An 18,079-nucleotide genomic window follows, 5' to 3' on the forward strand; every position below is an offset into this window, starting at 1 on the left:
GAGCTGCACCGGCGAACCCGCTCGCCGCTTCTACCCACTGCCTATGGAAATACCCCGATGGACATGGAGAGACCATTCTCATCGCCCGCGCCTTCTGTTCCCGATAAGCCGACGCCGGCTGCCGGCCCCGTCCATATCGACCGGCGCAACGACCCGTTCCGGCGCAAGGTCGAGGCCGCCGTCGAGCTGCAACGCCGTGGCTGGCTGACCGGTCGCCGCGGCGGCTGCCCCTGGACCCTGTCCCTGAGCAAGCGCCTGACCTCGACCCTGTTGGCCGCGCTGATTTTGCTGCTGATCGCGCCGCTGCTGCTGGCGATCGCCCTGCTGATCAAGCTGACCAGCCCCGGCCCGGTGTTTTTCGTGCAGCTGCGTACCGGCTTTCGTGGCCGGCGTTTCGGCATGTACAAGTTCCGCACCATGGTGGTCAACGCCGAATCCCTGAAGGACTCGGTGCGCCACCTGAACAAGCACGGCCCGGACTCGGTGGACTTCAAGATCGACCGCGACCCGCGGATCACCGGGATCGGCGGTTTCCTGCGGCGCACCAGCCTCGACGAGCTGCCGAACCTGATCAATGTGCTGCTCGGCCAGATGCGCATCGTCGGCCCGCGGCCGACCTCGTTCCACGCCCAGACCTACAAGGAACACCATCTCGGCCGCCTGAGCATCTACCCCGGCATCACCGGCCTGTGGCAAGTGTCCGGGCGCAGCGATGTGGATTTCGACGGCCGGGTGACCCTGGACATGACCTACATCTTTCAGCAGAGCCCCTGGCTGGACCTGAAGATCCTGCTCAAAACCCCTCTCAAAGTCCTCAACGGCCACGGAGCAAGTTGAAATGGCGGCTGCAACCTTTGCCAGTCTGGAGATCCAGACCCCCACCGAAAGCAACCTGGCCGTGACCGTACTCGACCAGCAACTGCGGGTGATCCTGCTTACCGCGCCGAACCGCAACAGCGGCGTGACCACCAGCAGCCTGGCCCTGGCCAACGAGCTGGCGCGCACCAGCCGCGGACGGGTGCTGCTACTGGACACCAGCCTCGCCGACGACAGCCTGACCCAGCGCCTGGGCCTGGAACAGAACCCGGGCTTCCTCGACCTGGTGCTGGCCGAGCAGCCGCCGAGCCTGGCGTCCTGCATCGAGCATCCCGGCGCCCCGGGCTTCGACTTCCTGCCCCTGGGGCGTCGCCAGCAGTACAGCGAACGCCTGACCAGCCAGCCGCTGCGGGAACTGTTCGCCGCGCTCAACGAGGTGTACCGCTTCGTGATCGTCGACGGCGACCCGGTGTACAGCAACGGCGACCTCCTCACCCTGAGTACCCAGGTCGATGGCGTGGTGCTGGTGGTGCGCAGCGAGGAAACCCGCTGGGAAGTGGCCCAGGCTGCCGCGCAACGGCTGGTCCAGGCCGAGGCGAAACTGATCGGCAGCGTGTTCAACGCGCGCAAGTACTACATGCCCAAATGGGTCTACGACCGTCTCTGACCGGCACAAGGAAAGTCTGCACATGAAACCTCAAGCGCTCCCCCTTTGCCTGTTGCTGGCCGCCCTCGCCGGCTGTTCCAGCCCCGACGTCGAGCAAATGCCGGTGCAGGTCCTCAGCGCCGACGCCGGCCAGGGCCAGATGACCGAAGTGCTGCCGGTGGAGCAGGTCCTGCGTCCCCAGGACGTGCTCGACGTGATCTTCCACATCGGCAGCACCAGCCAGACCCGCTATCGGGTGCAGCCGGGCGACCAGGTCGACGTCTCGTTCCTCAGCGCCGCCGAGCTGGGCGGCAACAAGCTGGTATTGCCCGACGGCAGCATCGAGATGCCCTACGTCGGCAACGTGCAGGTCGCCGGGCTGACCGCCGAAGAGGCGCGCCGGACCCTGGAAAGCGCCTATGCGCGGGTGCTGAAGAAACCCCAGGTGACCTTTTCGATTTCCCACGCCATGGCTCAGCTGGACAACCTGCGCACCAGCCTGACCAACCCGGCCACGGGCCTGAGCCGCGAGATAACCGTCGGCTCGGACGGGCGCGCCAGCTTCCCGTTGCTCGGCGCCATGTCCTTGCAGGGCATGACCCTCAGCCAGCTGCAGAAGACCATCAACCAGCGCTACGCCAAGGAAGTCGGCCAGGTCAGCGCCGACGTGCTGCTCAAGTCGACGGCGGCCAACGAAGTGTTCGTGCTCGGTGAAGTCGGCCAGCCCGGTGCCTACCCGATCCGCCGCCCGGTGTCGGTGCTCGAGGCCCTGACCCTGGCCAAGGGCGCCGGCCCCACCGCGCGCCTGGACTCGGTGGTGATCATGCGCCGCACCGGCAACCAGGTGCAGGCCCGCACCTACGACGTCGCCGCCGCGCTGGACCGCAACGCCGCGCAGTTCGCCTACCTGCAGCCGGACGACCTGCTCTATGTGCCCAAGACCCGCCTGGCCAAGGCCGGCGCGTTCAGCAAGCAACTGGCGGACATCATCATGTTCCAGGGTGTCGGCTTCAGCTTCGGCTACCGCGTCGACAACAAAGAATCGGACAACAATTGAGCCTTCCCGCGATGAACAGAATCGAAAACTACCTGCACGAGTTCCTCCTCGTGTTCTTCGTCAATCGCCGGCTGATCAAACGTGTGTTCCTCGGCTTCGCCGTGATCGCCCTGCTGTTGCCGCTGGTGCTGCGCCAGAGCTACGAGATCACCGCCGAAGTCATAGTGCAGTCGAAAAAGCTGTCGCAGAGCGACGCCAACACCGTGCTTACCCCGGACAGCGACAAGTTCATCCCGCCGTCCCTGGCGGACATGGAAACCGAGAGCAATATCCTGCGCTCGCCGACGCTGATCCGCGAAACCATCGGCCAGTTGCGCGAGGCCGGCGAGTTCGGCGATGGCGAGGGCCTGCTCACCCGGCTGCTCTTCAACCCGCTGCGCGATCATGTGACCACCCCGCTGCGCGCAGCCCTGGGCCTGAAGATCGAGCCGGTGCGCGACACCGCCCTCGACGCCATGACCACCCAGGCGGTCAAGGACCTGAAGATCGCCACCCTGCCCGGCTCCAACGTGATCTCGGTGGTCTACGCCAGCGCCGACCCGACCCAGGGCACGCGTTTCGTCGAGCGCCTGCTGGCCAACTACCTGAAGAACCGCCAGGACCTGCAATCCAATGAGCTGCCGCAGGCCTTCTTCGAGCAGAAGAAAGTCCAGTACCAGGAGCGCCTGGACGACCTCGAAGGCTTGCGCCAGGCCCTGCTGGAGGCGGCCCATGCCTCCGATCCCAAGGAAGAGATCACCTTCCGCCTGAACGCGATCAACACCGAGGAGCAGTCGCTCAACGGCTATCGCGACCAGGCCCTGGAGAACCAGCGCCGCCTGGACTACCTGCAAAACAACCTGAAGGCCGCGCGCAAGGGCAGCCTGACCGACTACACCTTCCCCTTCGCCTTCGCCAACACCGTGGACAACGTGGCCTACGAGGACCGCGAGATCAAACAGCTGGGCGAACAGCTGACCAACCTGGTGAGCCAGTACGGCACCACCTCCGACACCTACCGCGCCGACAGCGTGCCGATGCAGCAACAGCGCGAGCAGATCGTCCGCGCCCGCGCGCAGTTCCTCAAGGTCGTGGAAAACCGCGTGCGCGAGCGCACCAGCGACCTGCAGATCACCAACTCGGTGATCGCCCAGAAGACCGCGCGGATCAACGAATACAAGACCCGCGTGCGCGACCTGCAGGAAGTGCTGAGCAAGCTGCGCCAGCTCGACACCGAGATCGACGCCCTACACAAGGCCTTCTTCACCTACACCCAGCGCTACGAAGAAAGCCGCGGCGAGCGCCTGATCAATGGCGAGCTGTCCAACGCCCGGGTGCTCAGCCAGCCTTATGAACCCAGCGAGGCAGCGTTCCCCAAACCGATGCTGATCATCCCCCTGGGCCTGCTTACCGGCCTGCTGCTGGCGATTGCCCTGGGCTACGTCTACGAGTTCTTCGATCACCGCTTCAAGCATCCGGCCCAGGTCGGCGACCACCTGAACCTGCCGGTGCTGATGGTGCTCGACGCGGTGCAGGCGCCGGTGGTCAATCCCTACCCGCGTTGGACCTGGCAGTGGCTCTGGCACTGGGCCAAGCAGTGAACCGCACGGAACGCGAGAGGCTCATGGCCGACCTGCCGATTGTCCATGTGATCCACAGCGGCGGCTTCTATGGCGCCGAACGCATGCTGCTGGATCATTGCCGGGGCATGCCCGGGCAGCATCGGGTGCTGTTCATCGACGCGCCGCCGGCCCTGCTCGAGCGTTTTCGCGCGGGCGGCGTCGAGTGCCACAGCTGCAGCGGGCTGCGGGCGATGCTCAGCCACCTGGGCCAACAGCCGGTGCTGCTCAATGCGCACAATTTCAAGGCCCAGCTGTTTGCCCTGCTGTGCGCCTGGCGCCTGGGCCTGCCGCTGGTATGGACCCAGCACGGGTTCACTCCGCGCAGCGCCAAACAGAAGTTCTACACCTGGCTCAGCCTGCGCCTGTGCCGCCGGCGCACGGTGCGCCGGGTGGCCTGCGTGGCGCAGAGCATCGCCCGCTTGCATCGCCAGGCCGGGGTCGAGGCGGAGAAACTGCAGGTGATCCCCAATGGTTTGCCCGAGCAGTGCATCCCCGACCAGAACCTGCGCGACCGCAATGCGCCGCTGGTGGGCTTCGTCGGCCGCCTGAGCCAGGAAAAAGGCCCGGACCTGTTTCTCGACGCGTTGATCCCGCTGTGCCAGCAACGCCCGACGCTGAAGGTGGTGCTGCTCGGCGACGGGCCCTTGAGCGAGATGCTGCGCCAGCGCATCCAGGACGCCGGCCTGGCGTTGCAGATCCTGATGCCGGGCTACCAGAACAACATGAGCAAATGGATGCATCGCCTCAGCGTGCTGGTGCTCAGCTCGCGCACCGAAGGCACGCCGATGATCCTGCTCGAAGCCATGCAGGCCGGCACGCCGATCGCCGCCTTTGCCGTCGGCGGCATTCCCGATGTGATCGAACACAGCGTCAGCGGCCTGCTCGCCCAGCCGCTCGACAGCATTGAGCTGGCCGGGCATATCGCTGAATTGCTGGACGACCCCGACCTGGGTGAACGCCTGAGCCTGGCGGCGCGCCAGCGGCAACGCTGCGACTATCACCTGCCGCGCCTGACCCTGCGCTGGCAGGCCCTGTACCGCGCGGCCAGCGAGGCCTGGAACCGATGATCGCCTCCCTTTCCCTGGGCGCCCTGCTGGGGCTGGCCTGCCTGCTGCTGCTCGCCAGCCCCTGGCCCTACCTGGCGCCGCTAGTGGTGGTCGGGATGTTCGGCCTGGCGCTGCTGTACCGCCGTACCGGCTGGGGCCTGCTGGGCATCTGCGCATTGGTGCCGTTCGAAGGCCTGTTCAAGGACAGCTCTTTTTCCGCAGCCAAGCTGCTGGGGGCCTCGCTGATCCTGATCCTGCTGTTCAAGCTGCTGATGCGCCAGATCGGCGAGACGCGCCTGCGCAGCAACCTGTGGCGGGCGCTGCTGCCGTTCCTGCTGTGCCTGCTGCTGAGCCTGATGTACAGCGAGAACCTCGGCGTGTCCCTGGGCAGCCTGCGGGAACTGGCGGTGGGCCTGGTGCTGTTTTTCGTGACCCTGCTGATCGGCCGTGAGGTCAACCTGCTGATGCTCTGCCGCCTGCTGGCGCTGAGCGTGGCCGCCACCTGCGTGATCGCCCTGTTCTCGGCCAAGTACCAGGTCGGCGGCCGGGCCATCGGCCTGCTGCAGGACGCCAACTACTTCGCCCTGCTGATCGCCATGGCGGTGCCGCCGGCGATCCTCCTGGCCCTGCGCGAGCGGCATTGGCCGCTACGGCTGTTCTGGGCCGGGGTGACCCTGACGCTGATGGCCGGCATGACCAAGACCGACTCGCGCTCCGGGCTGCTGGTCGTGCTGTTCACCATCGCCATCGGCGCCTGGCACTACCGCCATCGGCTGCAACGGCTGCGGCCCAAGCACCTGGGGTTCGTCATGTTCGCCGTGGCAATCGTCGTGCCCCTGGGGATCGCCGCGCTGCCGGCGGACTACGTGGCGCGGATCCAGTCCCTGAGCCTGCTCAAGTCCGGCGCCCACTCCGCCGACACCTCCCTGGGCCGACGTACCTCGTACCTGGTGGTCGGCGGGCAGATGATCCGCGAGAACCCGCTGCTCGGCTCGGGCCTGGGCACCTTCCCGATCCATTACGCGCAGACCGGTTTTGCCAGCGGTTTCTCGGAGAACATGAACGAGCCGGACCTCTACCGGCGCGCCCACAACACTTACCTGGAACTGTTCAGCGAACTGGGGATTCCCGGCGGCCTGAGCTTCGTCGCCCTGCTGCTGATGGGCCTGCGCAACTTCGAACGGGCGCGGGTCGCATGGCTGAGCAAGGGCCGGCAGGACCAGGCCGACATCGCCACCCACCTGGGCCTGAGCCTGCTGGCCCTGGCGGTGTTCCTGCTGTTTCTCAGCGCACCGAACCACAAATACCTGTGGATCTTCCTGGCCCTGTCCAGCGTCCTGCGCCGCCAGGCCGAAGCCCCGGAGAGCCGCCCATGACGATGTACTCACCCCCTGTAGCCGCTGGCGCAGCCTGCGATCGAGTGCGCAGCGCTCGCCAAACCAGCCAACGCGTTTCTCCAGACATATCGCGGACTCAGGCTTTGCGGTCGCTGCGCAACCGATCGCAGCCTCGCAGGCTCGGCAGCGGCTACACGGCCACCGCGAACCCTGTGGCCGCTGCCGAAGGCTGCGATCGGCTGCGCAGCAGCCGCAAGGCCTGCCGATGCGTTTCTCCAGACATATCGCGGACTCAGGCTTTGCGCTTGCTACGCAACCGATCGCAGCCTCGCAGGCTCGGCAGCGGCTACACAGCCACCGCGAACCCTGTGGCCGCTGCCGAAGGCTGCGATCGGCTACGCAGTAGCCGTAAGGCCTGCCAACGCGTTTATCCAGGCAGACCGCGGACTCAGGCTTTGCGGTCGCTGCGCAACCGATCGCAGCCTCGCGAGCTCGGCAGCGGCTACACGGCCACCGCGAACCCTGTGGCCGCTGCCGAAGGCTGCGATCGGCTGCGCAGCAGCCGCAAGGCCTGCCAACGCGTTTCTCCAGGCAGTTCGCGGACTCAGGCTTTGCGCTTGCTGCGCAACCGATCGCAGCCTCGCAGGCTCGGCAGCGGCTACACAGGCCATGCGCTCCGGCAGCGGCTACCGGTCAGGAACAAGGAACGCCGAGCATGAAACGGATCAGCGTGATCGTGCCGATGTACAACGAGGCGCGGCATATCGTGCGTACCCTGGACAGCGTCAGCAGCGCCGCCGCGGTGGCGGGGCTGGAATGCGAGCTGATCGTGGTCGACAACGGCTCGCGCGACAACGGTCCGCGACTGGCCATGGACCAGGGCGCGCGGGTGCTGCATCACCCCGGGCTGTCCATCGGCGCCCTGCGCAATCGTGGCGCGGCCTGCGCGACCGGTGACTGGCTGGCCTTCCTCGATGCCGACATCGAGGTGCCGCTGAACTGGCTGCTGCTGTGGAAATCCACCGAGGCCAGCCAGCGCGCCGATGTCTTCGCCCTGGACTGCGACGCGCCGCGCAGCGCGCCCTGGTTCGCCCGTGCCTGGCAGCGCCGCAGCCTGTCCGGCAACCAGCAGGAACGCCTGCTGCAATGGCTGCCCACCCCCAACCTGTGCATGGCCCGGGTCTGGTTCAACCGCATCGGCGGTTTCGACGAGGATCTGCGCACTGGCGAGGACAAGGATTTCGGCCTGCGCCTGAACCGCGCCGGCGCCCGTCAGCTGAGCCTGGCCACACCCGTGGTGCAGCACTGGGGTTTCGAGGGCAGCTGGCGCGAATGGAGCGGCAAGGAGTTCTGGCGCCAGAGCAGCCATGTGCAGCTGTTGCGCAATGGCGGGCTGAGCCCGCGGCTGTTGCGTTTCCCCCTGCTGTGCCTGGCCACCGCCCTGCTCAGCCTGCTGGCCGTGCTCTGCCTGCTCGGCGGGCAATGGCCGGCGGCGCTGCTGGCCCTGCTCGGCAGCGCCCTGGCGCCCCTGGGCCTGGCCCTGCGCCAGAGCTACCGGCACCGCGACCCACTGTTTTTCCTGCAACTCTGGCTGCTGCACTGGCTGCGCCTGCACCTGGGCGCCGCTGCCCTGCTGCAGGGCCTTTTCAACCGTACTGCCGTGAGGCCCGATCGTGGCTAAGACACTCTTCTGGTTATGCCTGCTGTTGCCGGTCTACGCCTGGATCGGTTACCCGCTGATCCTGGCGCTGATCAGCCTGTTTATCCGCAAGCCCCGGGTCGAGCCGGGGCCGCCCTTGTCGGTCAGCGTAATCATCGCCGCGCACAACGAAAGCCGGCACATCGAGCACAAGCTGCGCACCCTGCTGGCCCAGGACTACCCGACCACCGACCTGCAGATCATCCTCGCCAGCGACGGCTCGACCGACGCCACCGTGGCCACCGCGCTGGCGATCCACGATCAGCGGGTGCTGGTGCTCGACCTGCCGCGAGTAGGCAAGGCCGGAGCGCTGAATGCCGCGGTGGAACTGGCGCGCAACGAGATCCTGGTGTTCACCGACGCCGACAACCAATGGTCCGGCGACACCCTCGGCAAGCTGCTCGCGCCCTTCGCCGATCCGGAAGTCGGGGCCTGCGGCGGGCATATGATCATCCCCACCCCCGGCCACGCCCTGAGCCTGGGTGACAGCCTTTACCGCCACTACGAAGCCTGGCTGCGCGAGGCGGAAAACCGTACCGGCTGCATGGTCTCGGCGGACGGCGCGCTGCTGGCCCTGCGCCGCGAACTGTTCGAGCGGGTGCCGGCCGAGGTCAACGACGACTTCTTTATCAGCACCTGCGCCCCAGTGGCCGGCAAACGCATCGTCTACGTCGAGGAGGCCCGGGTGCTGGACCAGGGCGTGGATGAAGTCGGCAAGCAATACCGCCGACGCCTGCGGGTCACGGTCGGCGGCCTGCAAAGCCTGGCCCAGCGCCGTGGCCTGATGAATCCCTGGCGCCACGGCTTCTACGCGATCGCGCTGATCAGCCACAAACTGATCCGCCGCCTGGCGCCGGTGCTGTTGATCCCGCTGCTGCTCAGCAACCTGTGGCTGTGGAACGCCGGGGCCTTCTACAGCCTGTGCCTGGTCGCCCAGCTGTGCGGTTATGGCGCCGGTATGCTTGGCCTGCTCGATCAGCGCGGGCGCTTGCCCAAACCCTTTCGCCTGGCCGGTTTCGTCCTGGTGACCCTGGCCGGCATGAGCATGGGCCTCTGGCAATTTCTCCGCGGGCAGCGTTACAGCCTGTGGAACCCGCAGCAGAACCGCTGACATGACACTCAGACAACACTTCAAGCGCCTGGCCGGCAGCGCCTACCTCAATAGCTTCGGGCGCACGCGCCTGAGCGAAGCCGGTGTAGTGCTGATGCTGCACCGGGTGCTGGCGGACGAGCACGCGGCGAACCTGCCCCATCGCGGGCCGCTGTGTGTCGGCCGCAACAGTTTCGAGCACCTGCTGCGCTGGCTGCGCCGGCATTTCGACTGCGTGCCGCTGGAACACCTGCTGCTGTACCCCGGCGGCGATCGCCCGCGGGTGGCCCTGACCTTCGACGACGGCTGGCGCGACAACGCCGAGCAGGCCTATCCACTGCTGGAACGTCATGAAGTACCGGCGAGCATCTTTCTCTCCACCGACTTTATCGGCACCGGCAAGGCGTTCTGGTGGGAAGCCATCGGCGAGACCCTGTGGCGTCAACCCGAGAGCATCGCCGGCCGGCAATTGCAGGAGCAACTGCGGGTACTGGGCGTGGTGCTGCCGGCCAGCCTCAGGCAACCCGGCGCCGACGAGGCCCGCAGCCGTGGCCTCGGGCTGTTGCTGCAACGCCTGAAAACCCTGGCCCCGGACAGCCTGCAATTGCTGGCCGACAGCTGCCCGCGAGACACCGCGCCCCACAGCCTGGACTGGAGCCAGGTCAAGCGCCTGGAACGTTCCGGGTTGGTGCGCTTCGGCCCCCATGGCGCCAGCCACGGCATCCTTACCCAATTCGACAACGCGGCCCTGAAGGACGACCTGGCACGCTCCCATGCTTGCGTGCAGCACCATTGCGCCGCGCCGCTGCCGATCTATTGCTACCCCAATGGCGACCATGACCCGAGCGTGCGCCAGGCCGTCGCCGACCTCGGCTACCGCTATGCCCTGGGCACCGCCCCGGGGCTGATCGAACCCTCGCGCAACGAACCCCTGGCCCTGCCGCGCATCGACGTCAGCCAGGCCAGCGCCCGCCGTCCGTCACTGCTGGCCTGGCGCCTGTTGAAAGGGGCGCGGGCATGAAGCGCAACGGCTATGTCTGGCACCTGCTGCTGAGCATGGGCACGCGGCTGGCGATGATCGCCATTCGCCTGTTGCGCAACGTGCTGCTGGCGCGCCTGCTGGGCCCGGCGGATCGCGGCCTGTTCGCCCTGCTCAGCGCCCTGCCCGACCTGATCGCCGCCCTCACCAGCGGCGGCCTGAACACCGCGGTGGGTTATGAAGCGGCGCGCCAGCGACCGATGGGCCTGCTGCTGACGCAGATCCTGGTCTACGGCTGCCTGCTGGCCGGAACCCTGACCGTGATCGGCCTGCTGCTGATGAACAGCCTGGGCCAGGACTGGTCGATCACCACCCAGCTCGGCCCCTTCGCCTGGCTGTTGCTGCTGGCGGTGCCGCTGACCGTGCTCAAGAGCGGCCTGCTGACCCTGCACAACGCTGACGGTCGGGTCGGCGCGTTCAATGGCCTGCGCCTGCTGGAATCCCTGGTGCCCTTGCTGCTGTTTGTCGTGCTCTGGTGGCTGTGGCGCGACCAGGCCCTGTCGGCGGCGCTGGCCGGCTGGCTCGGTGGCACCCTGCTGGTGGTACTGGCGGGCTGGTACTGGCTGGGGCGTTATCACCGGTTGCGGCTGCGCTGGCAGCCGGGCGAGCAAGGCAAGCTGCTGCGCTACAGCGCCCAGAGCCACCCCGGCGTGCTTTCCCAGCAATTGATGCTGCGCTGCGACTACCTGTTTATCGGCGCCCTGCTCGACCCGGTCGCCCTGGGCTTGTACGCCATGGCCAGCGCCGCCGCGGAACTGCTGCTGATCATTCCCGAGGCGGTGACCACGCCGCTGATGAAGCGCCTGCTGCAACAGGGCGAAGGCATCGAGCGCCTGACCCCGCTGGCGCTGCGCATCACTGCCACGGTGATGCTCGGCGCCTGCCTGGGCATGGCGCTGGTCGGCCACTGGCTGATCGTCAGCCTGTTCGGCGAGGCCTACGGCCCGGCCTACCCGGCCCTGCTGGCGTTGCTGCCGGGGCTGTTCGGCCTGTGCTACGCGAGCATCCTGCGCCTGGACCTGCTGGGCAAGCAGCGTCCCGGCGCACTGTCGTGGCTGCTGGGCGGCGGCGCGCTGCTGAACCTGCTGCTCAACGCCGTGCTGATCCCGACCCTGGGCATAGTCGGCGCCGGCCTGGCCTCGTCCCTGGCCTACCTGGCGGTGAGCCTGGCAATGCTGGTGATGTACTGCCGCCTGAGCGGCGTGGCCTGGTACCGCACCCTGCTCCTGCTGCCCGAAGATCTGATGCAACTGCGCGCGCTGTTGCGCCCTCGGGAGGCGGCATGTTGAAAGCCGGCCTCTATACGCTCCTGGCCCTGCTGAGCCTGGCCCCGGGCGCCCAGGCCGGATCCATGCAGTGGTCGAGCATCCGCGACGGCAGCCTGTACCTGCGCGCCGCCCAGCCGGACCGGCTGAAGATCGGCTGGAGCCCGGCCTGGCAGAGCGACGCCAACCGCGAGCAGCTGTACCTGCTGCAGCCCGGCGGCCAGTTGTTCAAGCAACTGGAGATCCGCGCCGACCAGGCCTATGGCGAACAGGACATCGAGCTGCCAGCGGCCGCGGGCGACTATCGCCTGCAGATTCCCGGCTACAGCTTTCGCGGGTTCAGGGTCAGCCACCGCGGCAGCACGGCGGCGCAGTTCGAGCCGACCAAGGTGCATTTCAGCGCCGAAGTCCACAGCGGCGCCGAGCTGTTCTTCCGGGTCGCGGCCGGCGAGCAGGCGATCCTGGCCGGCAAGTATTACGGCGGCGTCAGCGTCTTGCAGGCCAGCCGCCTGAGCGATGGCGCCAAGGTGCGCCTGGAGCTGAAAGAACACCCGGCCTACGGGCAATTCGACCAGGTGGCGCTGCCGTCGGCCGAACAGGACCAAGTCTGGCGCCTGGCCCTGGGCGGCTCCGGCAAGGCGGCGTTCTGGCTGGACGGCACGGCCAATCTGTTTGCCCAGGAGGTCCAGCAACTGCACCCGCTGGACCAGCCCCGGGGCGAGGCGCGCCTGCAGCTGAAAGCCCAGATCCTGGGGACCACGCCGCGCCTGGGCATCGCCCTGCCCTATGCCCAGCCGCCGCAGTCCACCTTCGGCCTGTTGCAGGCGATTGGCGCCCGCGCGGCCAACTTCTATAGCTTCGTCGATGTGATCGAGCAGGAGCCCGAGCGGGAAATCGGCTTTCGCCGGCTGTATCGCGAGCGCTTCGGGATCGACCGCGACATCACCCTGCTGGCCGGCACCGGGCGCCGCGCCGTGCTCGCGGCGGACGCCCAGAGTTTCGCCGGCCTCGACGCCTGGCTGGCCGACAGCGTGCGCCTGGCCGGCAACGGCCTGCATTACCTGGCCTTCGCCGACGAGCCCAACCTCAACTACCCGGACTACAGCAGCTACGCCCTGTACTTCGAGCAGATGCTGGCCCGGGCCAAGGCCAATCCCGAGGCCCGCGCGGCCGGGGTGCGGATCGCCATGCCGGCCAGTTCGCGGCTGCTCGACGGGCCGTTCCGGGTCGGCGCCGGGCAACGCCGCGGCATCGACTGGGCGCGCAAGCTGCTGGAGCGGCACGGTCAGGACATCGACGCCCTGGCCTGGCACGAATGGATGGTCCGCGACCTGCTCGCCACCCGCCGCTACCGCGACAGCGTGCGCGCCGCCGCCGAGCTGGTGGGCCTGGATGCCGCGGGCCGGCCGCGCAAGGCCCTGCTGCTGAGCCAGACCAATATCTCCAGCGGCCGCGATCTGAGCCCCTATCAGCAGGACACCCATTACGCCGGCCTGTGGTGGGCCTCGGTGGTGATCAACGCCTCGGCGGACGGCCTGCTGGACATGCTCAACTGGTTCCAGGCCGCCGACGAGCCGGACTACCCCAAGGGCATGCTCGCGCAACGCAGCGCCAGCCAGTTCAGCCTCAAGCCGGTGGCCGTGGCCCAGCAGTTCATTGCCCGGCACTGGCTGGCCCATGTGCAAGCCCTGGACAACCCGGCCTTCGAGGTCGATGCCCTGGCCATGAGCGAGGCCGGCCGCCACAGCCTGCTGGGGGTGAACAAGGCGTCGCGGGTGCAGGCGGTGAGCCTCGACGGCCCCGGCGACCTGTGCCAGGCCGCGCCGCTCAAGCTGAGCCTGCTCGGCCCCGACGACCAGCCTCGCGACGCGGCCGTTGAATGCCGCGATGGCCGGGTGCACTTCGAGCTGCCCGGCGAAACCCTGTTTGCCCTGACCTGGAAAGCCTTATGAGCCGATTGAGCGCATTGCTGGAAAAAATCCGTCGCAAGGGACTGCGCGACAGCCTGCGGGTCCTGCGCGAGCGCTACTTCTATTACCACTGGGAACTGCTCAGCGTCGAACGCTCCCTGGCGCTGCCGGTGCCCTGCCCGGTCACCACGCGGCGCTGGCCCCAGGTGCCAATCGACCGCGCGCTGCTGCCGGCCTTCGAGAAATACTTTTCCGCACAATTGCCGGCGATCCGCGGCCTGCTGGACAAGGGCTGTCGCGGCAACGCCCACCTCGACGCCGACGGCAACGTGATGCTGATGATCTGGATCAACGAGCGCGACTACTACGACGATCAGCTGTACCGCTGCTGGATCCGCATCCCGCCGGGCTGCATCTATCAGTTCGCCGGCGAGTGCGCCCTGCCTTACCGCGGTACCGGGGTGGTGGTGCTGGCGCAGAAACTGATCTGGGAGCACTACCGCGAGCGCGGCTTCAAGACCACCCGGGCGGTGGTCAACGTGCGCAACGAGGCGGCGCTGAAGATGCACATGCGCATGGGTTTCACTGAGGTCGGCGAATCGATCCACGTCTATTGCCTGTTGCGTTGCCTGCATTTCCATCGGCGCGTGCCCTATCACCAGCCCCGCCTGCTGCACCTGCGCAAGTCGCGGCCGACAGCACAAGCAGGCACCTCGACCGACGCCGGTAGGGAGCCGCTGTGACGATCCGCTTCGCCTGGCGCTCCAGCCTGCTGGACGATGACTTTCCCGCTGCCGCCTTCGAGCAACTGCGCAACGCGGTCGAACTGGCCACGCCCTTCAATCGCCTGGCCTGGCTGCGCGGCGCCGAGCAAGCGCTGGACGCCGGGCAACGCCTGCGGGTGCTGCTGGGCTGGCACGGGGAACGGCTGGTGCTGTGCCTGCCGTTGCTGCATGGCCGCGAGCGCAAGGCCGGCCTGCCGTTGCAGGTGGTGCGCCACCTGGGCTTCCCCCTCAGCGACCGCCTGGCGCTGCTGGTGGCCGAGGACGCGCTGCCGGCCATGCCCCGGGCACTGGAGAAAATCCGCCGCGAGTTGCCCCATGCCCTGCTGCAATTGAGCGAACTGCTGGCGGCCGAACCCACCCTGGCGAGCTGGCGCGAGCACAGCTGGTACAGCGCCTGCGCGATCAGTTGCCGGGCGCCGGAACACCTGATCGTCGAAGCCGACCGCCAGGAAGCCCGGGACAAGAACCTGCGCTACGAGCTGCGCCGGGCGAAAAAACGCTGCGCCGAAATCGACGCCCGGGTGATCCGCGTCAGCCCCGATGGCGAGGGCATCGACGCGCTGCTGGACTTTATCGGCGCCGTGGAACAGGCCAGCTGGAAAGGCGCGGATGGCCTGGGGATCTTCTCCGGCACCCAGCGCCAGCAGTGGATGCGCAGCGCCCTGCGTGGGCTGGCCGCCGACGGCTGCGTGCGCGTGGTGCTGCTCGAACACCAGGGCCGCTGCATCAGTTATCGCCTGGGGCTGCTGGAGCGCGGGCGGCTGTACGACTACAACATCGCCTTCCTGCCGGACTACGCCAGCCTGGGCAGCGGCCGGCTGCTGCTCGACGAGTGGATCCGCTGGGGCCTCGACGAAGGCTGGCAGTGGGTCGATGCCTCGCGGGTCAGCCTCAGCCGTTCCAGCCATCAATTGCACGAACGCATGAGCGGCCAGGTCGAGCATCAGCGCTGGAGCTTCTATTCGCGCCGCCCCGGCGGCCTGCTGCTGGGCCTCGCCGATCGCTTCTGGCAAGCCCTCAAACCCCATGTCAAAAACTGGCGTGAACGCCGTGCCGCCCGCCACCAGCAAGAGAGCCGACCTTGAGCGCTACTTTGAACAGCCGTTTGAACAGCACAACGACCGCGGCGAACCTGCCGGCGGTGATCGTCAATGCCGACGACTTCGGCCTCGACCCCGAGTACAACCAGCTGACCCTGCGCGCCTTCGAGCGTGGGGTGATCAGCTCCGCAACCCTGATGGCCAATATGCCGGCCTTCGAGGACGCTTGCCGGCTGGCCCGCGAGAACAGTCTGCAAGGACGCATCGGCCTGCATTTCAACCTGACCTACGGCGAGCCCCTGAGCGTGCCGATCCGCAGCCAGCGGCGGTTCTGCAACAGCAGCGGCGAGTTCGACCTCAGGTTGCCGCGCTCGGTGCTGCACCTGCCCGTCAGCACTGTGGCCGCGGTCCGGGAGGAACTCCAGGCGCAATGGCAGCGCTGCGTCGACCAGGGCCTGCGCCCGAGCCATATCGACTCCCATCAGCATGTGCACAACCTGTGGCCGATCGCCCCGATCGTCGCCCGCTTCGCCGCGCAACAGGGCGTGCCGGTGCGCCTGGCGCGTAATGTCGGGGGCAATATCGGCCTGGCCAAGCGCCTGTTCAAGAACGCCCTGAACCGGCGCATCGTCCGTTTGAGCGGCGCCACGGTGCTGTTCGTCTGTACTCCTCGAGACTTGCTGCAAGGCTTGCGGCCAGCCGGTGCGCTGGAAGTGGTGGCCCATCCGACCCAGTTGGCCGACGGCGATTTCGGTGACGACTACCTGCCCGAGGGGCAGTCCCTGGACCGGCTGCTACGGGAAACCCTGAGGGGCTATCGGCATATCGCCTACAGCCAACTCCGCTGATCCCCGTAGGGCGTTATCCGGATGGGTTGTCAGGCTTGAGTGATAGCTGGCAGGGACATTTCTGAATGTTCCAGGGGGGCGGATGGCGGCGGCCGACCCTGCTTGAATCGACTGGCTTATTCCTGCACCATCCGCCCCCTGCTTATTCAACGGATGGATTTCACGGCATGCTGGATGCTAACGCTACCCATATTTCCCTGACGATCGAAGGCGCCTCGGTCGACCTTCAGGTCCTCAGTTTCGTTGGCCGCGAAGCCCTCAATCAGCCCTTCTGCTTCGATATCGAACTGGTCAGCGCGCGTCCCGACCTCAAGCTCGAGGAACTGCTGCACAAGCCGGCCTGCCTGACCTTCGGCGGCTTAGGCAAAGGCAGTGGCAAAGGCCTGATCCATGGCCTGGTGTACCGCATCGCCCAGGGTGATTCCGGGCGCAAGCTGACCCGCTACAGCATCAGCCTGACCCCGCAGCTCAACTACCTGCGCCACAACTTCAACCAGAAGATCTACCAGCACCTGAGCGTGCCGAAGATCATCGCCCAGGTCCTCGAGGCCCGCGGCATCCTGGCCGACGCCTACAGTTTCCAGCTCGGCGCCACCTACCCGGAACGGGTCTACTGCACCCAGTACGACGAGTCCGACCTGCACTTCATCCAGCGCCTGTGCGAAGAAGAAGGCATTCACTTCCACTTCCAGCACAGTACCGGCGGCCACAAGCTGGTGTTCGGCGACGACCAGACGGTGTTCCGCAAGCTGGCGGCCGTGAACTACCAGCAGGACTCCGGCATGGCCGCCGAACAGCCGGTGATCAAGCGCTTCAACCTGCGCCTGGAAACCCGCACCAGTCGCGTCAGCCGCCGCGACTACGACTTCGAGAAACCACGGCTGCTGCCCGAAGGCGCGGCCAAGTCCGGGGCCATGCCGGACCTGGAAGACTACGACTACCCCGGCCTGTTCACCCAGCAGGCCCGCGGCAAGCAACTGGCGACCCGCGCCCTGGAACGCCACCGCAGCGACTACCAGCTGGCCGAAGGCAAAGGCGACGAGCCGAGTCTGGTCAGCGGCCACTTCCTGACCCTGGCCGCCCACCCGCGCAGCGAATGGAACGACCTGTGGCTGCTGCTGGAAGTGATCCATGAGGGCAAGCAACCGCAGGTGCTGGGCGAGAACATCACCAGCGATGTCACCAGCCACAAGGACGACTTCCACCAGGGCTACCGCAACCGCTTCCTCGCCACGCCCTGGGACGCCCACTACCGCCCGCCGCTGGAACACCCGAAACCCAAGTCCCTGGGCAGCCAGACCGCCGTGGTCACCGGGCCCAAGGGCGAAGAAATCCATTGCGACCAATACGGCCGGATCAAGGTGCAGTTCCACTGGGACCGCGACGGCCTGGCCGACGACAACACCTCCTGCTGGGTCCGCGTCGCCAGCGGCTGGGCCGGCAAGGCCTACGGCGGCATCGCCATCCCGCGGATCGGCATGGAAGTGTTGGTGACCTTCCTCGAAGGCGATCCCGACCAACCGCTGGTCACCGGCTGCCTGTACCACAAGGAAAACGTGGTCCCCTACGACCTGCCGGCGAACAAGACCCGCAGCACCTTCAAGACCCTCAGCTCGCCGGGCGGCAAGGGCTATAACGAACTGCGCATCGAAGACAAGAAAGGCGCCGAGCAGATCTACCTGCACGCCCAGCGCGACTGGGACGAAAACGTCGAGCACGACCAGCGGATCCGCGTCGGCAATGAACGCCACGACACAGTCGAAGCCAACACCCTCACCGAACTCAAGGCCGAAGAACACCGCATCACCCACCTCGACCGCAAGAGCGAAATCCGCGCCAACGACCACCTCACCGTGGCCGTCACCCAGCACGCCAACATCGGCACCGCGCAATTCGTCGA

General features: G+C 67.2%; 15 protein-coding genes. All 15 read left to right on the plus strand.

Features of this window, described 5'->3' with window-relative positions; all coding sequences use genetic code 11:
* The first annotated feature begins 63 nt into the window (after positions 1-63).
* Positions 64-837 (plus strand): sugar transferase, encoded by a 774-nt coding sequence (locus tag PVZ78_RS17145; RefSeq protein ID WP_009048936.1) that lies wholly within the window; start codon positions 64-66, stop codon positions 835-837.
* A gap of 1 nt (position 838) precedes the next feature.
* On the plus strand, positions 839-1,483 hold the full coding sequence (locus PVZ78_RS17150) for a CpsD/CapB family tyrosine-protein kinase (protein WP_009048935.1): 645 nt from the start codon (positions 839-841) through the stop codon (positions 1,481-1,483).
* 22 nt (positions 1,484-1,505) lie between these two features.
* A complete protein-coding gene (locus PVZ78_RS17155; RefSeq protein WP_009048934.1) occupies positions 1,506-2,519 on the plus strand; it encodes a polysaccharide biosynthesis/export family protein in 1,014 nt (337 codons plus the stop codon).
* A gap of 11 nt (positions 2,520-2,530) precedes the next feature.
* The gene (locus tag PVZ78_RS17160) at positions 2,531-4,099 is read left to right on the plus strand and encodes a GumC family protein (protein ID WP_009048933.1); all 1,569 of its coding nucleotides are present in this window, start codon (positions 2,531-2,533) and stop codon (positions 4,097-4,099) included.
* A gap of 23 nt (positions 4,100-4,122) precedes the next feature.
* Positions 4,123-5,187 carry a glycosyltransferase family 4 protein gene (locus PVZ78_RS17165; protein WP_039968017.1) on the plus strand — a complete coding sequence of 355 codons (1,065 nt, stop codon included), beginning with the start codon at positions 4,123-4,125 and terminating at the stop codon, positions 5,185-5,187.
* Positions 5,184-6,542: an O-antigen ligase family protein gene (locus tag PVZ78_RS17170; protein ID WP_009048931.1), complete on the plus strand. Its 1,359-nt coding sequence runs from the start codon at positions 5,184-5,186 to the stop codon at positions 6,540-6,542. Before PVZ78_RS17165 ends, PVZ78_RS17170 begins: the two co-directional genes overlap by 4 nt.
* A gap of 676 nt (positions 6,543-7,218) precedes the next feature.
* On the plus strand, positions 7,219-8,184 hold the full coding sequence (locus PVZ78_RS17175; RefSeq protein ID WP_124340135.1) for a glycosyltransferase family 2 protein: 966 nt from the start codon (positions 7,219-7,221) through the stop codon (positions 8,182-8,184).
* Positions 8,177-9,313 (plus strand): glycosyltransferase family 2 protein, encoded by a 1,137-nt coding sequence (locus PVZ78_RS17180; RefSeq protein ID WP_273828991.1) that lies wholly within the window; start codon positions 8,177-8,179, stop codon positions 9,311-9,313. The genes PVZ78_RS17175 and PVZ78_RS17180 overlap by 8 nt, the downstream gene beginning before the upstream one ends.
* A gap of 1 nt (position 9,314) precedes the next feature.
* Positions 9,315-10,313: a polysaccharide deacetylase family protein gene (locus PVZ78_RS17185; RefSeq protein WP_273828992.1), complete on the plus strand. Its 999-nt coding sequence runs from the start codon at positions 9,315-9,317 to the stop codon at positions 10,311-10,313.
* A complete protein-coding gene (locus tag PVZ78_RS17190) occupies positions 10,310-11,620 on the plus strand; it encodes a lipopolysaccharide biosynthesis protein (protein ID WP_038632279.1) in 1,311 nt (436 codons plus the stop codon). Before PVZ78_RS17185 ends, PVZ78_RS17190 begins: the two co-directional genes overlap by 4 nt.
* Positions 11,614-13,548, plus strand: coding sequence for a hypothetical protein (locus PVZ78_RS17195; RefSeq protein ID WP_273828993.1), 1,935 nt, complete (start codon positions 11,614-11,616; stop codon positions 13,546-13,548). The genes PVZ78_RS17190 and PVZ78_RS17195 overlap by 7 nt, the downstream gene beginning before the upstream one ends.
* Entirely contained in the window at positions 13,545-14,249 is a 705-nt protein-coding gene (locus PVZ78_RS17200) for a GNAT family N-acetyltransferase (protein ID WP_009048925.1), read from the plus strand. The genes PVZ78_RS17195 and PVZ78_RS17200 overlap by 4 nt, the downstream gene beginning before the upstream one ends.
* Positions 14,246-15,376 carry a GNAT family N-acetyltransferase gene (locus PVZ78_RS17205; protein ID WP_273828994.1) on the plus strand — a complete coding sequence of 377 codons (1,131 nt, stop codon included), beginning with the start codon at positions 14,246-14,248 and terminating at the stop codon, positions 15,374-15,376. The genes PVZ78_RS17200 and PVZ78_RS17205 overlap by 4 nt, the downstream gene beginning before the upstream one ends.
* A 20-nt stretch (positions 15,377-15,396) precedes the next feature.
* A complete protein-coding gene (locus tag PVZ78_RS17210; protein WP_273828995.1) occupies positions 15,397-16,179 on the plus strand; it encodes a ChbG/HpnK family deacetylase in 783 nt (260 codons plus the stop codon).
* A 167-nt stretch (positions 16,180-16,346) separates the two neighbouring features.
* Positions 16,347-18,079, plus strand: a 1,733-nt coding sequence (locus tag PVZ78_RS17215; RefSeq protein WP_273828743.1) for a type VI secretion system Vgr family protein, incomplete at its 3' end; no start/stop codon positions are given.

This window comes from Pseudomonas sp. SBT1-2 (assembly GCF_028640875.1).
Taxonomy (GTDB): Bacteria; Pseudomonadota; Gammaproteobacteria; order Pseudomonadales; family Pseudomonadaceae; genus Aquipseudomonas; species Aquipseudomonas chlororaphis_I.

What these genes read in the sequence shown, in the direction of transcription:
- PVZ78_RS17185 (WP_273828992.1), top strand. Translation starts at nt 9,315, where the DNA reads ATGACACTCAGACAACACTTCAAGCGCCTGGCCGGCAGCGCCTACCTC.
- PVZ78_RS17195 (WP_273828993.1), top strand. Translation starts at nt 11,614, where the DNA reads ATGTTGAAAGCCGGCCTCTATACGCTCCTGGCCCTGCTGAGCCTGGCC.
- PVZ78_RS17190 (WP_038632279.1), top strand. Translation starts at nt 10,310, where the DNA reads ATGAAGCGCAACGGCTATGTCTGGCACCTGCTGCTGAGCATGGGCACG.
- PVZ78_RS17155 (WP_009048934.1), top strand. Translation starts at nt 1,506, where the DNA reads ATGAAACCTCAAGCGCTCCCCCTTTGCCTGTTGCTGGCCGCCCTCGCC.
- PVZ78_RS17150 (WP_009048935.1), top strand. Translation starts at nt 839, where the DNA reads ATGGCGGCTGCAACCTTTGCCAGTCTGGAGATCCAGACCCCCACCGAA.
- PVZ78_RS17165 (WP_039968017.1), top strand. Translation starts at nt 4,123, where the DNA reads ATGGCCGACCTGCCGATTGTCCATGTGATCCACAGCGGCGGCTTCTAT.
- PVZ78_RS17175 (WP_124340135.1), top strand. Translation starts at nt 7,219, where the DNA reads ATGAAACGGATCAGCGTGATCGTGCCGATGTACAACGAGGCGCGGCAT.
- PVZ78_RS17200 (WP_009048925.1), top strand. Translation starts at nt 13,545, where the DNA reads ATGAGCCGATTGAGCGCATTGCTGGAAAAAATCCGTCGCAAGGGACTG.
- PVZ78_RS17170 (WP_009048931.1), top strand. Translation starts at nt 5,184, where the DNA reads ATGATCGCCTCCCTTTCCCTGGGCGCCCTGCTGGGGCTGGCCTGCCTG.
- PVZ78_RS17145 (WP_009048936.1), top strand. Translation starts at nt 64, where the DNA reads ATGGAGAGACCATTCTCATCGCCCGCGCCTTCTGTTCCCGATAAGCCG.
- PVZ78_RS17160 (WP_009048933.1), top strand. Translation starts at nt 2,531, where the DNA reads ATGAACAGAATCGAAAACTACCTGCACGAGTTCCTCCTCGTGTTCTTC.